The organism is Litorimonas taeanensis, from assembly GCF_003634015.1.
Taxonomy (GTDB): domain Bacteria; phylum Pseudomonadota; class Alphaproteobacteria; order Caulobacterales; family Maricaulaceae; genus Litorimonas; species Litorimonas taeanensis.
Map to the genome: position 1 here is coordinate 875,375 of NZ_RBII01000002.1, position 20,320 is coordinate 895,694.

Annotated in this window: 16 protein-coding genes; 10 read left to right on the forward strand and 6 right to left on the reverse strand. The window is 48.4% G+C overall.

All coding sequences use genetic code 11. From position 1 onward, the window contains the following. The first annotated feature begins 30 nt into the window (after positions 1 to 30). Genes DES40_RS12140 through DES40_RS12155 form a run of 4 tightly spaced genes read left to right on the forward strand, consistent with a single transcriptional unit; the run spans position 31 to position 8,211 of the window. Complete coding sequence (locus DES40_RS12140; RefSeq protein WP_121102533.1) at positions 31 to 3,666, forward strand: TonB-dependent receptor; 3,636 nt, start codon at positions 31 to 33, stop codon at positions 3,664 to 3,666. 33 nt (positions 3,667 to 3,699) lie between these two features. Continuing rightward, positions 3,700 to 4,230, forward strand: a complete 531-nt coding sequence (locus tag DES40_RS12145; protein WP_121102535.1) for an RNA polymerase sigma factor — start codon at positions 3,700 to 3,702, stop codon at positions 4,228 to 4,230. Continuing rightward, positions 4,227 to 5,324, forward strand: coding sequence for a FecR family protein (locus tag DES40_RS12150; protein ID WP_121102536.1), 1,098 nt, complete (start codon positions 4,227 to 4,229; stop codon positions 5,322 to 5,324). Before DES40_RS12145 ends, DES40_RS12150 begins: the two co-directional genes overlap by 4 nt. A gap of 1 nt (position 5,325) precedes the next feature. Then, positions 5,326 to 8,211 (forward strand): M16 family metallopeptidase, encoded by a 2,886-nt coding sequence (locus tag DES40_RS12155; RefSeq protein WP_170144985.1) that lies wholly within the window; start codon positions 5,326 to 5,328, stop codon positions 8,209 to 8,211. A 56-nt stretch (positions 8,212 to 8,267) separates the two neighbouring features. On the opposite strand, the gene DES40_RS12160 is transcribed toward DES40_RS12155, so the two are convergent. Together DES40_RS12160 and DES40_RS12165 are read right to left on the reverse strand one after the other, a co-directional pair. Then, the gene (locus DES40_RS12160; RefSeq protein WP_121102540.1) at positions 8,268 to 9,431 is read right to left on the reverse strand and encodes an AGE family epimerase/isomerase; all 1,164 of its coding nucleotides are present in this window, start codon (positions 9,429 to 9,431) and stop codon (positions 8,268 to 8,270) included. After that, positions 9,431 to 10,513 (reverse strand): mannose-1-phosphate guanylyltransferase/mannose-6-phosphate isomerase, encoded by a 1,083-nt coding sequence (locus DES40_RS12165; protein WP_147405908.1) that lies wholly within the window; start codon positions 10,511 to 10,513, stop codon positions 9,431 to 9,433. The genes DES40_RS12160 and DES40_RS12165 overlap by 1 nt, the downstream gene beginning before the upstream one ends. 268 nt (positions 10,514 to 10,781) lie before the next feature. Between DES40_RS12165 and DES40_RS12170 the strand changes: the two genes are divergently transcribed. Both DES40_RS12170 and DES40_RS12175 read left to right on the forward strand, forming a co-directional pair. Further along, positions 10,782 to 11,582 carry a metallophosphoesterase family protein gene (locus DES40_RS12170; protein WP_121102544.1) on the forward strand — a complete coding sequence of 267 codons (801 nt, stop codon included), beginning with the start codon at positions 10,782 to 10,784 and terminating at the stop codon, positions 11,580 to 11,582. 6 nt (positions 11,583 to 11,588) lie between these two features. After that, positions 11,589 to 12,506, forward strand: a complete 918-nt coding sequence (locus DES40_RS12175) for a diacylglycerol/lipid kinase family protein (protein WP_121102546.1) — start codon at positions 11,589 to 11,591, stop codon at positions 12,504 to 12,506. Positions 12,507 to 12,563: 57 nt separating this feature from the next. Here DES40_RS12175 and DES40_RS12180 read toward each other — a convergent pair whose 3' ends face one another. Further along, the gene (locus tag DES40_RS12180; RefSeq protein WP_121102548.1) at positions 12,564 to 13,433 is read right to left on the reverse strand and encodes a DUF4198 domain-containing protein; all 870 of its coding nucleotides are present in this window, start codon (positions 13,431 to 13,433) and stop codon (positions 12,564 to 12,566) included. Between the two features lie 308 nt (positions 13,434 to 13,741). Between DES40_RS12180 and DES40_RS12185 the strand changes: the two genes are divergently transcribed. Further along, positions 13,742 to 14,176, forward strand: a complete 435-nt coding sequence (locus DES40_RS12185; protein ID WP_147405909.1) for a hypothetical protein — start codon at positions 13,742 to 13,744, stop codon at positions 14,174 to 14,176. Further along, positions 14,173 to 14,907 carry an anti-sigma factor gene (locus DES40_RS12190; RefSeq protein ID WP_121102553.1) on the forward strand — a complete coding sequence of 245 codons (735 nt, stop codon included), beginning with the start codon at positions 14,173 to 14,175 and terminating at the stop codon, positions 14,905 to 14,907. Before DES40_RS12185 ends, DES40_RS12190 begins: the two co-directional genes overlap by 4 nt. 19 nt (positions 14,908 to 14,926) lie before the next feature. On the opposite strand, the gene DES40_RS12195 is transcribed toward DES40_RS12190, so the two are convergent. After that, a complete protein-coding gene (locus DES40_RS12195) occupies positions 14,927 to 15,502 on the reverse strand; it encodes an RNA polymerase sigma factor (protein WP_233345617.1) in 576 nt (191 codons plus the stop codon). Between the two features lie 203 nt (positions 15,503 to 15,705). On the opposite strand from DES40_RS12195, the gene DES40_RS12200 reads away from it, so the two are divergent. Both DES40_RS12200 and DES40_RS13305 read left to right on the forward strand, forming a co-directional pair. After that, complete coding sequence (locus DES40_RS12200) at positions 15,706 to 17,250, forward strand: DUF4331 domain-containing protein (protein ID WP_121102978.1); 1,545 nt, start codon at positions 15,706 to 15,708, stop codon at positions 17,248 to 17,250. Between the two features lie 12 nt (positions 17,251 to 17,262). Then, positions 17,263 to 17,577: a hypothetical protein gene (locus DES40_RS13305; RefSeq protein ID WP_199288137.1), complete on the forward strand. Its 315-nt coding sequence runs from the start codon at positions 17,263 to 17,265 to the stop codon at positions 17,575 to 17,577. 101 nt (positions 17,578 to 17,678) lie between these two features. Here DES40_RS13305 and DES40_RS12210 read toward each other — a convergent pair whose 3' ends face one another. Together DES40_RS12210 and DES40_RS12215 are read right to left on the reverse strand one after the other, a co-directional pair. Further along, on the reverse strand, positions 17,679 to 18,212 hold the full coding sequence (locus DES40_RS12210) for a hypothetical protein (RefSeq protein WP_147405910.1): 534 nt from the start codon (positions 18,210 to 18,212) through the stop codon (positions 17,679 to 17,681). A 232-nt stretch (positions 18,213 to 18,444) separates the two neighbouring features. Further along, entirely contained in the window at positions 18,445 to 20,232 is a 1,788-nt protein-coding gene (locus DES40_RS12215; protein ID WP_121102560.1) for a YadA-like family protein, read from the reverse strand. Between the last annotated feature and the right edge of the window lie 88 nt (positions 20,233 to 20,320).

The following is a 20,320-nucleotide window of genomic DNA, read 5'->3' on the forward strand; positions in this document are numbered from 1 at the left end:
ATAATATATAAGCGAAAAAAAGGGACACATATGACTTCAGTGAAAAATCGCTCACTAAAATCGGGCTTGATATGCGGGGCGGCATTATTTGTATTGGCTATGCCTGTTTATGCGCAACCTTCGGTGACTGTGCAAAAAGATTTAAGTGAAGTTTTGAATAATTTCGCAACGGAGTCCAATGTCGAAATTTTATTCTCTCCTGGCCTCGTAAAGAAACGTATTGCGGCAGAAGAGAGCTATACAGGGCAGCCAAGAGAGAGCCTGTCTAAAATCCTTTCGGGTACAGGTTTGTCATTTGAAGAACCAAGCCCTGATGTTTTTATTATCACAGAAGCGGCGACCCAACCGACTCCTAGACAGACAATCAAGGAATCGAAAACAGCAACTAAATCAGCAACGGTGACAAAAAGCGCCCAAGTTCAAGACGGCGGCGCTGAGCCAACTGTTGTCAGTACAGACGTCCCTTATCGTGTTGACTTGGAGGCCACGCCCGGCGTGATTTCAGGGCAAGTCAAAGACAGAATTTCAGGGCAGTCACTCGCAGGCGCGATTGTCTTGCTCGAAGGTTCGGGCCGAACAACGTCTACTGATAGCCGCGGATTTTACCGTTTCGCGACGGCGCCTGTGGGCGAGTATAAAATTTCAGTGAACTATTTGGGTTCAGAATTTCAAGCGCGTCAAATCGCTGTGCAGCCAGGTCAGGCGGTGACGCAAAATTTTTCATTGGGAAACGCCCTTGAAGAGTTGGTTGTGTATGGGAACCGCTCTTCACTACAGCAGGCTTTGAACCAACAGCGTTCAGCGTCTAACAGCTCTACAGTCGTTTCATCTGACCTTATGGGTAGTTTTCCTGCGGAGACAATTTCCGAAGCGCTGCGCCGCGTATCGGGCGTTACCTTTACCCGAGACGCAGAGTCAGGTGAGGGTGACCGTATCTCTGTTAGAGGGTTTAATTCGCAAGCCATTAACGTCCAGCTTAACGGCATTGATTTGCAAGGCACAGGTACAGACAGATCTATCGATCTGAGTGGTTTCTTGACGGATAATATTAAACAAGTCACCATTCAGAAATCACTCCTCCCAAGCCAAGAAGCCACAGGGTCTGGCGGACTGGTTGAAATTGAGACACGCTCTGGTCTTGATTATGGTGAGAAATATTTCAGTGTTGGCCTGGAGCGCGAACAAAGTTTCGCCGGAGGTTTTGGTGATGAATTTGAAATCAGCGGCACTGGGGCTTATCAACTGACGGATAATTTTGGCGTGTCGGCCACGGTGCAATATCGTGACACGAATGCGCAAAATTACGACCTTAATACTTTGCAGACCATCACGCCGGTTCTACCTGCGGGATTCACCTCTGCTTTCACTCTGCCCGAAAGTTTTAACTATCCTTTTGATGCAGCTATTGATCAGCCGCTTTACACGGGGGGAAATTATTTCTCGCGCGTGCGTGACGAATCAAACCTGACAATGTCTTTGAACTTTGCATATGACTGGGCTGATCATACACGTCTAAGATTGGATTTGCAGAACATTGAAAGCGATGCAGAATTTTCAACATCCAGAACAACAGCTAGCTATTTAACCTCGGCGACAGATATGCCTGTGCCAGAGCTTGGGGATGAAGTACGGCGCCGAACATATATTCGCGCATTCCGGCCAACGCTGGGGATAGCGGATACCGCTGAAAACCTAAAAAACCGCACGCTTAGCTTTCGCGGCGAAACAGATATAGATGATTGGGAATTCGATTATAAATTCGGCATTTCCAAAGTTGAAAAAGATAGACTCTCGATTTCATCGACTTTCCTCTCGGATATCAACAGCGATATTGATAATTTGGTCGACCCAAATTTTGCGATTTACACGCCGGATGATAATGCAGCGATGACTCCACGTTTAGTGGGCGGCGGTGTTGGTTTTGCTTCCAATGGCGCGCCGTTATTGAACTTATCAAGCGCAGGGCAAAGCTATCTCGTCGATCCTGCATCTTATTATATGACATTTGCAAGCTTGGCAGATGCCAAAGATACAACAGACAGCTATGTGCTAGAGCTTGATGCCCGCAAATATTTCAATAACAGCGTCTTGGATTATATAGAGGTTGGCGGAAAATATGATGACCGGAAGCGGTCAAATTCAGACGACGTCTTGTCGACGACAAACCTAACAAACTATCAAACTTACTCACGCATTATCGGCCGGAATACATATTTGGCGGATATCAATGCGAACGCTTTCGGTATCGGAGATTTATCTGATATCGGAGTAGCCGGTGCAGGGGTTCCCTTTATCACACCCGGCACCGGTTCGACTTTCATCGACGGTATAGCCAATCTTATTGAGGACGATCCGAACACGGCTGAGAATGAAGCGCGGTTTACTTTTACAGACCGCCGTGATGCGAGCCCTATCGATGTCGCCGGAGCGCAAAGCCCTGCGCTCATCACAGAAAAGATCTTTGCGGGTTATGTAGAAAGTAAGGCTATTGTCGGAGATTTTGAACTGGTTGGCGGCGTACGCTATCAGCGGGAAGAACGCACAGGCACAGCGATTTCCACGCCGTCAATTCGCCTCGACGAACCTGGGTTTAGCAATGTGCCACGCGAAACTTTCATTGCCGCTGGTTTGATTGATTTTGTGGATACAGCCAGCGTCCAAGAAACATGGACGCCCAGTGTGATTGCAAATTACCGCCCATCAGATGAGATGGTTGTCCGCGGCGCTTATTTCAGATCGACCGTGCATCCGGGGATTGAAAAAATCGCGCGTCCGCAAACTGTGCTTTTGGACCTGCGACCTGATTTTGCACGGGCTACAATTAGAGAGCCAAATCCCAATCTGGATCCTTCAACAACGGATAACTTTGACTTAGACTTCTCTTACTACTTCCAAGACAATCCTGGTCTTATTCGATTGGGCGTATTCTATAAAAAGATATCAAACAATTTTACCAGCACGCTCTTAGCGGATGAGGCAACAGGTGATGATTTAAGGCAACGGGTCTTGGATATTCTTTCGCCTTTGACAGCCATTGATCCCGCGCTGACGGCTCTGCCAGAGAATGCGGAATATTTCTTGCAACAACCGCGTAACGGTGAGGGCGGAGACATTTATGGTTTCGAAGCCGAACTTATTCGCCAGCTTGATTTCATGCCGCAATCTTGGCCGTCATTTATCGAAAACTTCAGCGTTTTGGGCAATGTAACCTATACGAAAAGCTCGTTCAACGAACTCGAATCGGCGCGCGATGATGACGGAAATATCTTTACCCTCACCTTGGAAGACCGTCCGATGATCGGCCAATCGGAATGGGCGGGTAATGCGTCATTGCGCTACGAAGATGGCCCTTTCTCGGGCAGCGTTATTTATACTTATCAATCAGCCTCAGCGACGAGCTATGATGAGTTTAACCTCAACGGTATCACTCCTGAATTTGATACGCTTGATTTACGGCTTTCTTATACGTTGCAAGCGAGTGGAAACCGTCCAATGATGGTCTTCTTCGCCGAAGGTGATGATTTGTTAACGAGCGCAGATGAAGCCGATATCCGCGCGGGTATTGGTTCTCAATTTGGCGATGGTGATGTGGATTATTTCTTCCCAACATCAAGGCAGTTTAATGGCGGCCGACGCTTTACGGTCGGGGCCCGCATGACATTTTAACTTTGATGGATATGCACCGGGGAAATAAATAGAATGAGTGGTGAGTCTGACAAATTAACACCAGAAAACAAACTCTCGATAGAGAGTTTGATTGGGGTTTATCAGCGCCCACTCTTGCGGTATTTTTTACGGCAAGGGTTGAGCGCCAGTGACTCTAATGATTGCGTTCAAGAGGTCTTTGCGCGCGTGATAAAGAAAGATGACCTTGAAGGGCTTAAAAACCCACAAGGATACATCTTCACCATCGCGAGCAATCTCCTTAAAGATCGTTCTCGTCGGCAACGCACGTCAAAGGCCGACAAACATCAAGATTCGAGTGACACACCAATATTTTGTGAGCGCCCATCACAAGATAGAATATTGGCAGGTCGCCAAGAACTTGAGCTTGTTAAAAAAGCCATTCTAGCAATGCCTCCCAAAACACAGAGCGTCTTTGTTCTGAATCGATTTGAGGGGCTGAAATATAGAGAAATCGCTGATGTGACAGGGATGTCTATCAGTTCTGTTGAAAAGCACATGATGTCTGCTTTGAAGCGATTAAATACTCTGAAGGAATTGCTATGACTTCGCAGACTTATAATCATTCGGATTTGAGTTATCCTGAAAACGATGCTTTTGCGGAAGCGGCGTATTGGTTCACAATATTGCAAAACGAAAATTGTGCCGAAGCCGAGCGCCGCGCCTTCTCTCTTTGGCTGTCTAAATCACCTTTGCATGAAGAAGCCTATGACCAAATGGTGATGCTTTATGAAGGCGCTGGTGCGCTGCAAGATGATGAAGATATTTTGGCCCTACGCCGAGAATATCTGGGCCTCGGTAAAACCAGAGCGCGCGTACACATCCTTAAACGGGCCTCTTTTGTCGTGGCCGCCATGGCGGCAATGTTCATTGCGATGATTGCGATTTGGCCTGACCTCTCGTCACACCTTCAACAAGACAATACAGAGCAATATGCAGACAAGCTAGAGCCCCAAGATCAACAGGCTGATACAAACAGCTTGTTGCTGACAACGGCCGTTGGAGAGCAATTAACGCGGACTCTGAATGACGGGTCTTTGATTGAGCTGAATACGGATAGCGAAGTTCGAGTGCATTTAAGCGCGGACCAACGCTCGATTTATCTCTTAAAGGGCCAAGCCGTCTTTAGTGTTGCACATGACGAAAGCCGACCTTTTGTTGTCTTTGCAGGATCGCGCCGCGTGACGGCCCTCGGGACATTATTCGAAGTCCGCCTCGATCTTGCCGATGCCCAAGTCACTTTGCTTGAAGGCAAGGTCAAAGTCGACGAAGTAAATCTGTCTGACAAAGCGCAGAAGAAACCAACAGCAAAACCTGTCGAGCTCTTACCCGGAGATAGATATCTGTCCGCGACCAATGAAATGACACGTGTCGATCCCACTCGAATTCAATCGGATTTAAGTTGGCGAAATGGACGTCATATCTTTGTCGATGAAAAGATATCAGTCATTGTTGCCGAATTAAATCGATATACAGAGAGAAAAATAATTATAAATGACCCCAAAATTGGAGACCTAAAGGCCAGTGCCAACTTCAAAATGGGGTCAACGCAATCTCTTTCTATGGCGCTTGAAGCCACCTTTAATCTGTCATTACGTAATGACACGACTGCCAATACTATCATTATTGATTGGAAATAATATGCCCCGTTTACACTCTATGCCGCGCCGTTTTATGACGGTCGTGGGCGCGCTCTCTATTGCCAGTTCACCGCTCGTATTGGCGGCCTGTACATCGCAAACAAATGAAGCCAGTTCTGTGCAAACCCAAGAGCAAAACGCCCTAAAGCCAGACCCTGCATTAGTCACGGGAACACTAGAAAACGGCGTTCGATATGCGGTTTTGCGAAACCAAACACCGCCCGGAACCGGGGCCTTACGGGTTCAATTCGAAACGGGTTCATTAAATGAAAAGCCAGGGACAGAAGGATTAGCGCATTACCTAGAGCATATGGCGTTTAACGGCTCAAAGAATGTGCCAGAGGGCGAAATGATTCAAATCCTTGAACGCCTAGGCTTAAGCTTTGGCGCCGACACGAATGCCAGTACGGGTCTTGATAGAACGGTTTACAAGCTCAATTTACCAAGCTTGGGCGAAGAGGTTTTGGACGCCGCCTTTATGTTGATGAAGGAAACAGCCCAAAACCTGACATTGGATCAAGATGCTATTGAGCGTGAATTAGGGATTATCCTTTCAGAAAAACGTACGCGGGATAGTGCGGCCTACCGCGCCTGGGAAGCGCGCTTGTCTTTTTTGGCAAAGGGAAGCGATCTGATTGACCGGTTGCCCATCGGTACAGAAGCGAGCTTGAACTCAATTAATTCTGATGATTTCAAAGCCTATTACAAAGAATATTATCACCCAGAAAAAACAATCGTGGCTTTCGTTGGTGACAAAGATCCTCAAGAAATTGTGGATTACATCAAGGCGACGTTTGGCGACTGGGCGGTCGATACAGCCCCCGGTAAAGACCGCCCAGCAAGCCCTGCAAAAATTCCGTCTGGCGACGTTATGTTTTATGCAGAAGAGGGTTTGCCAACGAATATAAGCCTCATGTCATTACGGCCTTATGAAAAAAGAGACGACACGCCGGCTCTTCGGAAGCAGCGCTTAATTGAAAGTTTAGCCACGGGCATGATGGGCTATAGAATGAGCGCGATTGCTGAGAAATCCGACCGCCCTTTCATCAATGCAGGCATGAGCAGAATGTCTAATTTTGAACTGACGGAAGGCATGTCATTTTCGGCCTATACACAAGCTGATAATTGGGAAACGGCCCTTGCCGGTATAGATTATGAACTCCGCAAAGTCCTGAAATATGGATTTAGCGAACAAGAGCTAAAGGCGCAGCTTGCCCGTGTTGAAAGCTCTTACAAAGCCATAGCCGAAGGGGCGGATACGCGCCCAACCACGGCGCGGCGCGGCGGTCTTATCGACCGGGTAATGTCCTCTTATGATAATGACAGAGTCTTTACGCATCCCCAGCAAGACCTTGAACGCTTTCTCGCTCAGAAGGACTCCATCACAGTAGAAGATGTCAATGCGGCTCTGCGAAACCAATGGGGTGATTTAGAGGATGTATCTGTATTTATGACGACAGAGACGCCCTTTGAAGACGCAGAATCTTTGATTCAACAAGCCTTAGAAAATAGCCGTTCTATCGAAGTGGCGGCGCCTGATGCATCAGATATGTCTGCGACAGAATTTGCCTATTCAGATTTTGGGCCAGCAGGCAAAATTACCTCTGATGTGTATAACGAAGCCGTCGATGCACATCTGATTAAATTTGAAAATAATGTGCGTTTGAACTTTAAACAAACGGATTATGAAGATGACCGTGTGCTCGTTCAGGTGAATTTTGGCGAGGGCAATATGTCCAGCCCGCGCAAAAATGAAGGCCTACGCCGAATGGCTTATGCCCTTATGTCCCAAAGCGGATTTGAAGCGCATAGTTTGTCTGAGACCAAGCAATTAATGGCGGGAAAATTAGTAAACCCAGCCGCGTTTAACTTCAGAGATGGCGGCGATAATTTCTTTATGACGTCTGTCACTGTGCCCGATGATTTCAGAGAGCAGTTAAATGTTTTCGCCGCAACGCTTACGGCGCCAGGCTTTCGCGAAGATGTGCGTACAAACCATATTGATAAATTAAAGGCATGGTATCCACGTCACGACACAACTGTTAGCGGCGTCATTTCAAGAGAGGTGCCGCGGATTATACGGTCAGGTGATACGCGTTTTGGATTTGATGATGAGGCCGATTTTTACTCCCCAACAACAGAGGAAGTAAAGTCTTGGATGTTGCCGCAACTTAAAGAGGGTTTAATTGAGATTACGATTGTTGGAGACATCACCAAAGAAGAGGCCGTGAAAGAAGTCGCGGCGACATTTGGCGCTCTACCGAAACGTAAGGATGTGAAAGATCCTTATCCAGAGATGCATGAACTTAAATTCCCGGAAGGCATGATAGAACCTTATAAAATCTATCACAGAGGGGATGATAATCAGGCACAGCTTAGGGTCTATTGGCCTGCCTCTGATGGGTTGGACGCACGCTATTCCAGAGAACTCTCTGTCTTAAGAGCCATATTGAGAAACCGTTTGGTCAAAGAGATTAGAGAAGGTGAAGCGACGACATATTCTCCGGGCGCGGGATCACATGCGAGTCAAATTTTCCCCGGCTATGGTTATGTCACGGCGGTTTTGACGCTGAAACCCGAAGATGTCACGCGCATGGCAGATAAAGTCCAGTCTATCGCCAATGATATGACGAAAGATACATTGACTGAGGATGAGTTTAATCGCGCCATCAAACCGATGATTGAACGGCTGGAGAGCACAGCAAAGCGCAATCCATATTGGGCAGCGGTTCTGTCAGACGCGCAAACGGATGGGCTTGGCTTAACCGCGCATCAAACACGCGAAAGCGATCTGAAGGACATGACGGTTGCAGATGTTCAAGCTCTCGCCAAAGAGGTGTTTAAGCTTGGGAATTCTATTGAAATTCACGCTCTGCCAAACCCTTAAACGAGTTTAAATTTACTGGGGCACGTAAAAGAATGGCTCGCTTTCTAAGCGGGCCATTATGTTAAATGGGTTTGAAGGCGGCTCACTTCTGCGGCGGCGCAGATTATGTGATAAAATGTACTGGATTGCATATCCGCTTGAATGATCTGGCCGTCATGGTCCAATTGATCATGCCAACCGCTCGGCACGTCGGTTTGAAAATAGGTGTCAAACATACGGTCAATTGTTTTGGATATAATAGGTAAGCTTTCCATGTCTCCTTTAAGGGCAAGGCTGACATGGGCTTTTATAAGCTCTGTCTGCGGCCAGCTTCTGAAACGCTCGGATGTTTGTTTCCCTTGGGGCACGCAGCTATCAATTATAAATCCGACTTTAGGACGATAACCCATTTCCATGGCGGCTTGTTTTAGCTTCAATATTTCTGCTGACATATTAACGGCGCGAAGGCGTTCATATTCCGAGAGTAGCCAAGCCCATTCCATCATATGACCGGGTTCATAGGGGCCGCCGCCCTTATATTTGGTAAAGTCTGAGTTGAAGAATTCATAAATAGCGCCAGTGTTTTTATCGAAAAAATGCGCTTTGAATAATCCATAGAGGGCATCAATACGGGCTTTGTATTTTTTATCGCCTGTCGCTTCGAATAGCGCGAGTAAGGCCTCGAATAAATGCATATGAGGGTTTTGACGCCTTGGCCCGCCGCGAAGGGGGAAGCCTTCTTCATAGCCGCCATATTCGGATGTCAAATGGCTGTCTAAGAACGCTAAAGTCGATTCTGTGATGTTTAAGCTCTGAATGTCGCCAAAGGCCCGGTAACGCCATGCGCCTGCCAGAATGACAAAGGCTTGCGCATAGCTATCGCGATAGGGATCGACCAATGCGCCCCCGCCGCCAATTAAATGCGCGCAGCCGCCTTTGCCGCTCTCTAGGTCGAGCGCCCCAGATTGAAACCCCGATGTCGTTGCAAAATCCCAAGCCTGATCGCTCGCCATTTGGGCATGGTCATACCATCCTAAATGTCCAGCGAGGGCATAGACATAGGCCAAACGAAATTGCACGCGCACACGGCGAACCGCGTCAAAATTGGGGGCGCCTGTTATATCTCTGAATTCAGCAAATCCGCCGCGTGGATCGGCGGCGACCCTGTGCCAATCTTTTAGCGCGCCTTGGCACCAAGAGGTAAAGCGTTCAGACTGTGTGATGAATTCAGAAAGCGACATTACAATATGTCAGTCTTGTCGCGGGATTTAAGCGTATCGACGACATCTTTCACTTTTTGACTGTCTCCGGCTTTCGTTATCAACACGGCATCATCCGTGGCGACGATTATAATGTCTTCAAGGCCAATGGCCGCAATGGTGAGCGTATCAGACCGGATGAGCGTATTTTTACAGTCAATATCGACGATGTCACCCGCGCCGGCGTTAAGCGCGCCCTGTTCAATGGCGCGTTCACGGATAGAATCCCAAGAGCCAATATCGCTCCATCCAATATTGACGGGACTTATCACATTCACATTCTCTGCTTTTTCCATGATGGCATAATCAATTGAATTACTTTCACAGGCCGCAAAGCTTTCATAATCAAGGAATAAAGAGGGTTGGCTATAGGTGCCAGATTTAATAGCGGTTTCGCAGGACTTTAAAATCTGAGGCGCATGTTTTTGAAAGCTCGATATCATGGTCTCGGCCGTGAACAGAAACATGCCAGAATTCCAGCTGTAATTTCCGGCCCTTAAATAGGACTTGGCCGTGTCTAGGTCAGGTTTCTCGACGAAAGCCTCGACCTCATAACTGTCCGTTCCAACATTTTTCCCTGCGCGAATATATCCATATCCCGTCTCAGGGCCTGTGGGTTGAATGCCAAATGTGACTAAGGCTCCGTCTAAGGCTCGCGTGACGCCAGATTGGATTGAGTCCCAAAATTTCGTCGCCGCTTCTATATGATGGTCGGCAGGCAGTAATAATATCAGCGCATCAGAATCGTCTTCCCCTAATATGAGCGCTGTACAGGCGGCCACAGGCGCGGTGTTCTTCGCACAAGGTTCAAGGATGATTTTATGCGGCGTAACCCCTTCAGCGTCGCAGGCTTGTAAAATGTGCTTTTGATGATGTTCGGCGCATACAAAACTGGGCGGCATAAACTTTAATGGCGCTGTGCTGGGAAAGCGCCGCATCGTCTCTCTTAACATCGATTTGTCGGTTACAATCGGCTGATATTGCTTTGGCAACGCTTTGCGCGACAATGGCCAAAGGCGGGTTCCCGAACCGCCGCACATGATAACGGGGTATATTTTCTGCACTCTAATCTCCCAGCGGCATAAGGATTGGGCCCCTACTTTAGATCATGGAGGTTAACGTAACGCCTATTGCCAACGTAAAATTTCACTTTTTACAATGCCCCGTGGGGATAGTCCTCATTTGGGCTAGGGGCGGCTATTGCCGTGAATGGAACGAATACTGACTTCAAGCATTTTGAGTAAGATGGCTTATGTCTAAGCCGCGGCGGAACCAAAGGCCATAATAGCTTCGTGCCGCCTCTCATAATTGCTCAAAGGCGCTGAACCCAGAATGACCTCTATCCTTCAATTTTCTGATATCCATTTTGGGGTCGAAGATAGAGAGGCTATGGCGGCTGTGAAAGACTATAGCGATAGCCTCGCGCCTGATGTCGTCGTGATATGCGGGGACATTACACAAGACGGAAAAACGTCAGAGTTCAAATCCGCCCGAGATTGGATTGCCCGATTTTCAGGGCCCAAAGTGATTACCCCCGGTAATCATGACATCCCCGTTTACGGGGTTTTTCAGCGGCTCTTTGATCCATTTGGTCGTTATAATAAATATATCGCGCCGCTTTCAGATGGTGTCTATATTGATGAGAGTGTAGCGATTTTCCCTTACAACACATCAAGAGGCATACAGGCTAAGCTAGATTGGTCATTGGGGGTTGTTGATGTGGCTGACCTAAAGCGCGTGACGGATGCGTTTTCTTATCTTCCGCCGCGAGTTTTGAAACTGCTCGCCGTGCATCACCCTTTGATTTATCCACCCAATACGCCGCTTAGTGGGGACACTAAAAACGGACACGCCGCGATGGACATGTTGGGGACAGCCGATATTGGCGGAATTCTAAGTGGTCATGTGCACACGCCCTTTGTGATTGAAAGAACGCCCAAAAAATCTGAGATTTTATCGATTGGTTCGGGAACATTATCGACACGGATTCGCGGCAAACCTGCGAGCTTCAATCATGTTGAAGTCTCTAAGGATGACGTAAAAGTGACAGCAATTGATTGGATAAATGGCCATTTTGTGCGGCAAGAAACTTGGCGCAAAGACAGAGCGCCATTACAAAAAACAGGGCCGTAAAACAACATGATGTCATATAAAAAACCCGTCGTGATTATTAATACGGCCTCAGGCAGTAGTTCAGATATTCGCGAAGAAATTTCCGAAATTTTTCAAAAAGACTATGGCGTGTCGCCTCGCTGTTATCTCATTCAAAGTCAGGATTTAGATGAGACCTTAGAGACGGTTTTATCTTCGGGGTGCGATTTACTGATTACATATGGCGGCGATGGGACAGCCTTGGCTGCCGCCAATAGGGCCCAAGACTTCATGGCCAATGACGTCGCGGTACCCGTTGTACCTCTGCCGGGCGGTACAATGAATGTCCTGCCAAAAGCGCTCTATGGCACAGAAGATTGGGAAGCGGCCCTGCGCTTGGCTCTATCGCAAAGTCAGCCCTGTTGGCGCCCTGTCGGGGTCATCAATGATTGTATCTTTATTGTCGCTGCGATGATTGGCACGATTGTCAGAATGGGCGTGACGCGAGAGCTTGTTCGTGAAGGCGACATTATTGCAGCGTCTAAAAATCTGACAGAAACAATCAAAGAGAGCCTTCAAGAGGTTCGCCAAGATAATGCCAAAAACCGCTCTGCCGCTCATTTTGATTATATTTTAAATCATGATGGCCGGCGAGTTATTCAAAGCGCAAATTTACTTCTCTTTACCTGTCCGAATATGAACGAATTTTCTATTCAACCCGAAGCCTTTGAAGCGGTTGGTGTGGATGTTCACTCTTTCTCAGATTTGTCTTCACTGGGCCTATCTGCCTTTTTTAATAAATGGCGAGAGGATGAAGCGACGCATTTGGCCTTTACAGACAGAGCAAAAGTTCTCGGAGACGGGGAAATCGATGTGCTGCTCGACGGGGAGCATAGAATGATGCAGTTTCCCTTGACGATTGCGTTGAAACAAAAGGGCGCGCTGTTCTTATGCCCGCCGCTTTGATAAAGATTTCGGTCTGCAATCTTGCAGCAAAAGAGCCGTCTCTTTCACCCCGATTATTCAATCAACCGAAAAGCTCAGGCTTGAAAAAATAGTATCATAATCCGCTTGGGTTTTATCTTCCAGAGGATCAGACCAAACGACATGTTGCATCCAGCTGCCTCTTTCAGGGCGCTTAAATTCAACAAACCCATTAGCATCTGATTTTTGCGAGTCGATACGTCCGCGCTCTCCGTCTAAATCTATCAATCCGACCTGCGCGCCTTTAAGAGGGGCGCCGCGATAAAATATTTGAGAGCGAATTCTGCCGCCTGCCTCTATGCGGGCAGGGTTTTCCATAGGGACAATTTCAAGCGTAAGCCCAAGAGGTTTTGAGAGATAAACAGGGTCTGACTTTGGCAAAGGCCCAACTTGGATGATCGTTTTCCCCCGCCGTGAATAGATTTCTTTTCCTGGCTTATGTGCAGACTTTTTCAAGAGCCGATCAATCTTGATGGGTAACAGCCCTTCTTCTTCTACATAGTCATTGAATTTTTCACTCTCTAATTCACTAAAGGCATGGGTGGTTTCAATGGATAGAATATGCAGCCCTGTATCTGAGAGCCGTATGGGTAAGGCTTTTGACGTCTTGGCAGCAGACAATGCGCCCTGATGATCTGTCAGACCTGTTGCGCCAAGCGAGCGAAAAGAAATGATACGATGGGGATCAACAGGCCAAGCCATTTTATCGACGGGGTGCCCTACCATGACAGAAATATTGAGCGCCGAATTGGCAGGCGTAGAATAAGCATCAGGTGACAGCCAAAAATCATGAGCCTGTGAAGAAAAGGGTAAGGCAGAGATAAACAAAACTGAGGCTAGTATGTCGGTGCGTAGATATGAGAAGAGAGACTTGCGGCGCCTTTTTCTAGTGAATTGCATCATAGTCATATTAAGGCTCCGGATTTTATCATTCAGAATAGATACGTTTCAGGCTGGTCTGTGGGTGCAGCCGAAAGGAAAAAGTTCGCCGTGCACGTTAAGCTCTGCTGTGTTCGCAGAGCTTTGGTGGGTATGATAAAATAAATTGCACCAATCTATGCTATCTTAACGTATTTACTATATTGCGATGGTGAAGGTGTTCAGGCACATGTAAACCAGAAAGGGCGCAGTGAAATGATGTGTAAACAGACCAAATAACAATGCGGGATAGGCTCACTTTTTTATTTGCTCGCTTAGAAACGGGAGGAGCAGAGATTATGTCAGAAATCTATACTCTGACCTCGGCTCATCTTTATGGTATTATACATCGTATATTACCCGAAGACCCAATGGCGTCTCGCGTTTTGAAATCTGTTTATGCCAGAGTGTGGGAGCGCCGCCACGAAATCGCCAAACAAGTCGCAGACCCTGTTGTCTATCTCAGAACGCTGGCTCATCGCTATGCAATTGATTATAAGTTTACGCATAATATCAAATCGGTTCTGGAGCAAAAATCAGCCATTGAATCGAATGGCAAGATAGAAAGTTTAAAGGGGTTAAACATTAAACCTGCTGATATAAAATTGTTAAGGCGTGCCTATCTCGATGGTTTGTCTTGCGAAGATTTGGCGGACCTAGAGGGCACGACGGCGAATGATGTGAGAACGCGCCTTGCCCAGCTGTCTCATAAACTTAATCAGGAGGTATTATGACTTTTGATACGCCTGAATATGAAAGCCTCGCTATCGCTTATTTAACGGGGCAGGCGACACAGGAACAAGTCGCGACTTATCGACGGCTTTATGCCACCAATGATCAGTTCAAGGCTGTGGTACGAAATATAGAAACTTGGCTTGCACCGTTAAACGAAGACGTGCCTGATCGTCTTGCGCCAGAGGGTCTCTTAGAGAGCCTACTTGAAGATATTGAAAAAGACGCGGTTGAAGCGGGCGAGGCGTCTCTGAATGCAGTCGCTGTAAATGATAATAGCGTCAAGAAATGGAAATTTGCCGCGATGGCCGCTTCGGCTTTGGCGGTGCTGGCCATAGGATCGCACTTTATACCTTTGGGGAGTAAACCCGCCGCGCCGAGTGAAGAAACCCAAACGCTCATGGCGCTTTTGTCTGATAATACACAGCCAGAGCTGATGGCTATTATTTATGAACCCAAAACGGGCCGTGTTATTGCGCGTTTGTCAAATGTGGAAATTCCGCCCGAGAAAGATCTGCAATTATGGTTGATCCGAGAGGGCGAAGCCGCCCCGCGTTCATTAGGCGTGCTTAATCCGGCAAAGACAAGCAATCAGATTGATTTTGATATTCCAATTCTTTTGCAAAATGAAACAGATACATTGGCGATCAGTTTGGAAAATCTGGGCGGGTCAAAATCCGCAGGCCCAGAAGGGCCCGTGCTTTACACAGGCGCAGTATCCGCTTTGCATTAAGCGCGGTAATAAAGGGAGCTTAGAGGAGCGTTTTAATATCTTCTACGCCGAGGTCTTTTTTCAGTTTTGAAAGACCGCGCCGTACCCAGCTTTTGGCTGTGTTTGTGGGGACCCCAATTTTTACGCCAATTTCTTTGGAGGTCAGGCCATAGACCGCGCTAAGAACCACAGCGTCGCGCGTATTCGCGGTTAAAGCTTGTAAATGCGGGGCTATTAAGCGCCGCAACAGCAAGCGTTTCGCGCTCATATCCGATTGCATTTTTTCGTCTTCTAGCGTTTCAGATAATTGTTCTGTTGTTGAAAAGCGTTTCCGCTTTCTCATTAAATCAAGCGCTTTGTTTCGCGTGATAACAAGTATCCACGTAAAAGCTTTGCCCTTCTTTGGGTCAAAAGACCCCGCATTTCGCCAAACGGATAAATAGGCTTGTTGCAGAATATCAAAGGTCAAAGCTTCATCTTTTATCATTGATAAAATGATGGCGTTTAATTTGGGCGCCGTAATTTTGTATAATTCCTCAAAGGCTTTTCGGTCACCTTGCGACATAGAGTGCAGGCATTTTGCTAATTTAGCATTCGAAATATCAAAAGCTGACAATATGCGCCCTCCCAAGCCCGTTAGTTCAAATACGCTATAGCGCGCTATAGGTTCCAAAATAAAGTCAGTTCTTTTGCACCAAAACCTATCCCCCCTTCGTAACTGAAATACCCGGCGGCTGTTTTAGGCCGAGCCGGGGCATGTTCTTCGGAAAATGGGCGGGATTTCTACAGCGCCATTCAAAATTGAAACAGGATCGACATATGACTAAAAATACCCTTTTGCCTCCCGGGCGTTTTACAAAGGCCTTGCTCGCCACAAGCGCCATTTTAGCGGCAACCGCTGTGACCCTCCCATCTTGGGCTTCAAGCCACAGAGAAGCGCCAGCCATTACTGAAACGCCCAAAGTGGATGGGACTGACTTTTACATGTTCCGCTCTTATGAACCGGGCCGCGAAGGCTTTGTGACATTTATTGCCAATTATCAGCCTATCCAGTCACCTTATGGTGGGCCAAATTATTTCACGATGGATCCTGACGCGCTTTATGAAATTCATATCGATAATGATGGGGACGCCATAGAAGACATCACTTATTCTTTTGATTTTGATAATAACCTGGTCAACGGTACGGGCGTGACATTAGAGATCGGAGATAAAACTCTGCCTATTCCATTGCGCGCTGCCGGCGTTATTTCTGCGGGCGATAGTTCTGCATTGGGCGAAACTGAAACCTATAAATTGCGCGTTATTGAGGGCGACCGCCGCTCAGGTAGTGCCACAGAGGTTTCAACTACATTTACCAAGCCGCTTGATAATGTCGGGAATAAAACCATCCCGGATTATAAGGCCTATGCCGACCAATATATTTATGATGTGACCCTGCCGGGCTGTACTGTGCCGGGTAAGGTGTTTGTGGGTCAGCGCGCCGAAGCGTTCGCCGTGAACCTTGGCGAGATATTTGATTTGGTCAATTTGGTGCCATTAGAAGGCGCTATTGAACAAGATCGGGCCAATGATGACTTGGTAGGCAAAGCCAATGTGACCTCTATCGCTATGGAAGTGCCAATCACATGCCTTACAGGTAATGGTAACGGAACAATCGGGGCGTGGACGACGGCAAGCTTGCCGCAAGCCAGCTTGAAAGACCCAACGCCAACATATGAACAGCCTGCTTTGCAAGGCGGTGCTTATGTTCAGGTGTCGCGTCTCTCTGCGCCTTTGGTCAATGAGGTCGTCATCGGCATGCCCTTTAAAGATCTGTTTAATGGATCTGAGCCAAAAGACGACGCGCAAGCCGCCGACTTTGTGACACATCCAACGCTGCCCGCTTTGATTGATATTCTATTCAGAGACGCTTTGGGCGCAGAAGATAATATCGCCCCATCAAACCTGCCGCGTACAGATTTGGTCGCCGCTTTTCTGACAGGCTTTCCGGGTGTAAATCAACAAAGCACAGTGACGGCGTCTGAAATGATGCGGTTAAATACAGCCATTACGGCAACGCCGCAGGCTACGCAAAGCCCTCTAGGCGTCGCAGGCAATGACCTTGCAGGTTTCCCGAATGGCCGCCGCCCCGGTGATGATACAGTCGACATTGCGCTGCGTGTTGTCATGGGCGCGCTATGTCATGACATCCCCGTCAATGGCGTCCCAACGAATTTGGGATATTGCTCACCAGAGGATGCGCCGGTCGGAGACCAGCCCTTTACAGATGGCGCGCCCCTCTCGGCGATGGATGTGATGAATGCGTTTCCATATCTGAACACACCGCTCAGAGGTTCACCCAATAATGAAGACCAAAACTAGGAGGTTAATTGAATGAAAAAACCATTTTCTATTAAAAACGGCCTCTTAATGGCGACGGCGGCAATTGCCCTCGTCGCTTGCGGCGGCGGCGGTGATAATAACTATACAGCGCCCCCTGTTGGTATGTTGCCACCGCCTCCACCGCCGCCTCCGCCGCCTCCGCCACCGCCGCCACCGCCGCCAACTGGGACGGCGCCGCAGCAGGCTGGTGCCGGTTTTGCGGCCGCCTTTAACTTGACGGCAACAGACGAGCCTGTTGATCCGATGCAAGGTGATATCATCCCCTTGGATAAGACAGCGGAGCCTATAATTATTCCTGATGCTTAAATTTTAAAGTGTCTGAAATTAAATGAAAAGCCGCCCTGTCTTGGGCGGCTTTTTAATGTCTCGTATAATGACGCGCGATAGGTTCATCGCGCCACACATCCTTAGCGTTTGGGCGCGGCGGCATCCATCTCTACGACAGACAGCGCATTAATGCGCCATCCCCCTCCAATATTAGAATAAATAATATCAAACCGAATGGATTTTGGACGGAAGTCAAAACCGCCCCTAAGCCGTAATGTCCCATCTGATAAAATCTCTGGAGGTCTATAATAATTAGGGGTTGAGAGAATGCTGCGCCCGATATCAATCCGATTACGCCTTAGCTCTGAAAATAATTCAGAAAGCTGCGAGGGGGTGTTCACTTGCTGAAATTGCGGCGATCCCAATTGATTTAGGACGGTATAATTATTTGTCCGATTGGCATTATCTAAGGCAATCATGGTCGACCAAACGAGGCGGGCCAATGTGTTTTCATCTGGCAAAGCGGGTCGTATCTGAGCGGGGCTTTGTCCTTGGGCCCTTGCAGGACTTTGGACGCTATTTTGCGCAAAGGCCGCCTCATACCCACTGCAGGATAAAATAATCGCCGCGCAAAGAGCGCCAGAGCGTTTAAGGGGAAACTTTATCAAAGGCATGTCGGACTTTCCTTTTATCGTAAAATTTTTGAGAGCTCTTTGAACGCTTTCTACATGAATCAAGGCCGTCATGTGTAGAGCCCGTGAGCTATAAGGGTTAAAGGGAGGGTGCTTGAAATCAGGCATGAAGACTAGCGAAAATTAAATAAAAAATCCCAGGCAAGAGGGCTCGCCTGGGATACCAATCAACACCGTTGTAAAAACAGACGGGTGAAGATGATTTTTGTTAAGCCTACCAGCTGGCTTGGAAACCAGCGCGGGCGCCTGTGCTGCCATTATCCACGCCTGTTGTGACAGAGCCGTTGAACTGGAAGGAGTCATTGAGGCGATAGGCTACGCTACCTGCAAAGGCTGTCTCGTCATCATAATAACCAAAACCACCCGACACAGCATAGGTATGACCCAGCGGTACATAAGCATTATCAAGGGCAAGAGCCGCTGCAATACCCGCACGGTTATCGATGATGTCATCAATGTTTGTGCTGATTTGATCCGAGTTGCTCTGGATAGAGGCTGAGTTCAAAGCGATGGCCGCACTCGCAGAAGCCAGGCCTGCTGTGTTTTGATTAATGGCCGTCGCATTGGCATTCACAGCGGCTGTATTTTGCGCAATACCGGCTGAGTTGTTGGAAATCGCCGCAGAGTTAGAGGCTTGTCCATTTTGCAATGTAAAGTCAGCCGCAATATTGCCGTCTCTATCTGTGGTCACAAGACCAATATCACCAGTTTGCGCGGCTGTGCTTGTTGCCGAGGTTAAACCTGCAAATGTGTAGGTGTTGGTCAGTGTCCCGACAGAGACTTGGTTTGTCCGCGTTGTTGCCGCGCCATTACCAATGGCAGTCGAGTTACTGAACGCCGCACTGGCTTCGTTACCAATGGCTGTGGCATTATCTGCGCTGGCTGTTGCGGCTTCACCTACGGCAAGGGAGCGAACGCCCGAAGCATTGGCCAAATGACCAAAGGCTTGAGCGCGTTCGGCTGTTGCCATTGAACGCCAACCAATTGCAGTTGCGCCTGGACCCATGGCCATAGCCTCGCCGCCGAGAACCGTCGTAGAATTACCATCAGCAACGGACTGCGTACCAATGGCGATGGCATCTACACCTGTTGCAGAGGCGACATTACCCATAGCGGTGGCTTGTTCGCCAACCGCGCTGGCGCCTTCGCCAACGGCAAGCGTTCTATCACCTTCTGCATTTGCAAGATGGCCTAAGGCATGGGCGCGTTCACCCACGGCGCTGGCTCTCCAACCAAATGATGTGGCGGCAATACCTGTGGCTCTGGACTCACCACCAATAGCCGTTGTCGAGTTACCGACGGCTTGGGCCTGCGTACCAAAAGCTGTCGCGTCGATGCCATTTGCAATGGATTGATTACCCACCGCTGTTGTTTGGTATCCTGTTGCAGCTGCGGCTTCACCGACCGCTAAAGCGCGTCCACCCATTGCTTGGGCATTATGACCAATAGCATGCGCGAAATCACCCACGGCGTCTGCGCTCCAGCCAAAAGCTGTGGCGGCTAAACCAGAGGCCAAGGCCTCTCCGCCCACGGCGGTTGTAGATTGGCCAAAAGCCGTGGATTGTGTGCCAATAGCGGTGGCGTCTAGGCCTGTGGCCCATGACTGGTTACCGATAGCTGTTGTTTGCTCGCCAATGGCTCTAGCGCCTTCACCGACGGCGAGGGCTCTTACGCCTTCTGCGCGGGCGATATGTCCAAAGGCCTGTGCGCGTTCACCAATGGCCATAGCTTGCCAACCAATAGCTGTAGCGGCTAATCCGTCCGCATTACTTTCTCCGCCAACAGCTGTTGTCGAATTACCATTCGCCGTTGAATCTGTACCGACGGCCAAGGCGTCTACGCCTGTCGCAGACGCATTCACGCCGCATTCTAGCGCTGTAAGCTCGCTGACATTCGCATTACAATCTGGTGTTGGATCTGCCAAAGCCGGTGTCGCCGTTAGCAAAGCCATCGCCATCGCGCCGCCGGAAATGGTGCCGAATAAAGTTTTCTGTGAATTCATTATACCCTCTTTTATGATGTTATAGCACTGGTGCTAAAACAGTTACGGAAGAGGGATGGAATTTGGTGCAGGGGCTTGGAAGTTTTTT

Coding starts and splice junctions, on each gene's coding strand:
- DES40_RS12200 (WP_121102978.1), top strand. CDS start 15,706: ATGACTAAAAATACCCTTTTGCCTCCCGGGCGTTTTACAAAGGCCTTG.
- DES40_RS12175 (WP_121102546.1), top strand. CDS start 11,589: ATGATGTCATATAAAAAACCCGTCGTGATTATTAATACGGCCTCAGGC.
- DES40_RS12180 (WP_121102548.1), bottom strand. CDS start 13,433: ATGACTATGATGCAATTCACTAGAAAAAGGCGCCGCAAGTCTCTCTTC.
- DES40_RS12140 (WP_121102533.1), top strand. CDS start 31: ATGACTTCAGTGAAAAATCGCTCACTAAAATCGGGCTTGATATGCGGG.
- DES40_RS13305 (WP_199288137.1), top strand. CDS start 17,263: ATGAAAAAACCATTTTCTATTAAAAACGGCCTCTTAATGGCGACGGCG.
- DES40_RS12185 (WP_147405909.1), top strand. CDS start 13,742: ATGTCAGAAATCTATACTCTGACCTCGGCTCATCTTTATGGTATTATA.
- DES40_RS12145 (WP_121102535.1), top strand. CDS start 3,700: ATGAGTGGTGAGTCTGACAAATTAACACCAGAAAACAAACTCTCGATA.
- DES40_RS12190 (WP_121102553.1), top strand. CDS start 14,173: ATGACTTTTGATACGCCTGAATATGAAAGCCTCGCTATCGCTTATTTA.
- DES40_RS12150 (WP_121102536.1), top strand. CDS start 4,227: ATGACTTCGCAGACTTATAATCATTCGGATTTGAGTTATCCTGAAAAC.
- DES40_RS12215 (WP_121102560.1), bottom strand. CDS start 20,232: ATGAATTCACAGAAAACTTTATTCGGCACCATTTCCGGCGGCGCGATG.
- DES40_RS12210 (WP_147405910.1), bottom strand. CDS start 18,212: ATGCCTTTGATAAAGTTTCCCCTTAAACGCTCTGGCGCTCTTTGCGCG.
- DES40_RS12160 (WP_121102540.1), bottom strand. CDS start 9,431: ATGTCGCTTTCTGAATTCATCACACAGTCTGAACGCTTTACCTCTTGG.
- DES40_RS12155 (WP_170144985.1), top strand. CDS start 5,326: ATGCCCCGTTTACACTCTATGCCGCGCCGTTTTATGACGGTCGTGGGC.
- DES40_RS12170 (WP_121102544.1), top strand. CDS start 10,782: ATGACCTCTATCCTTCAATTTTCTGATATCCATTTTGGGGTCGAAGAT.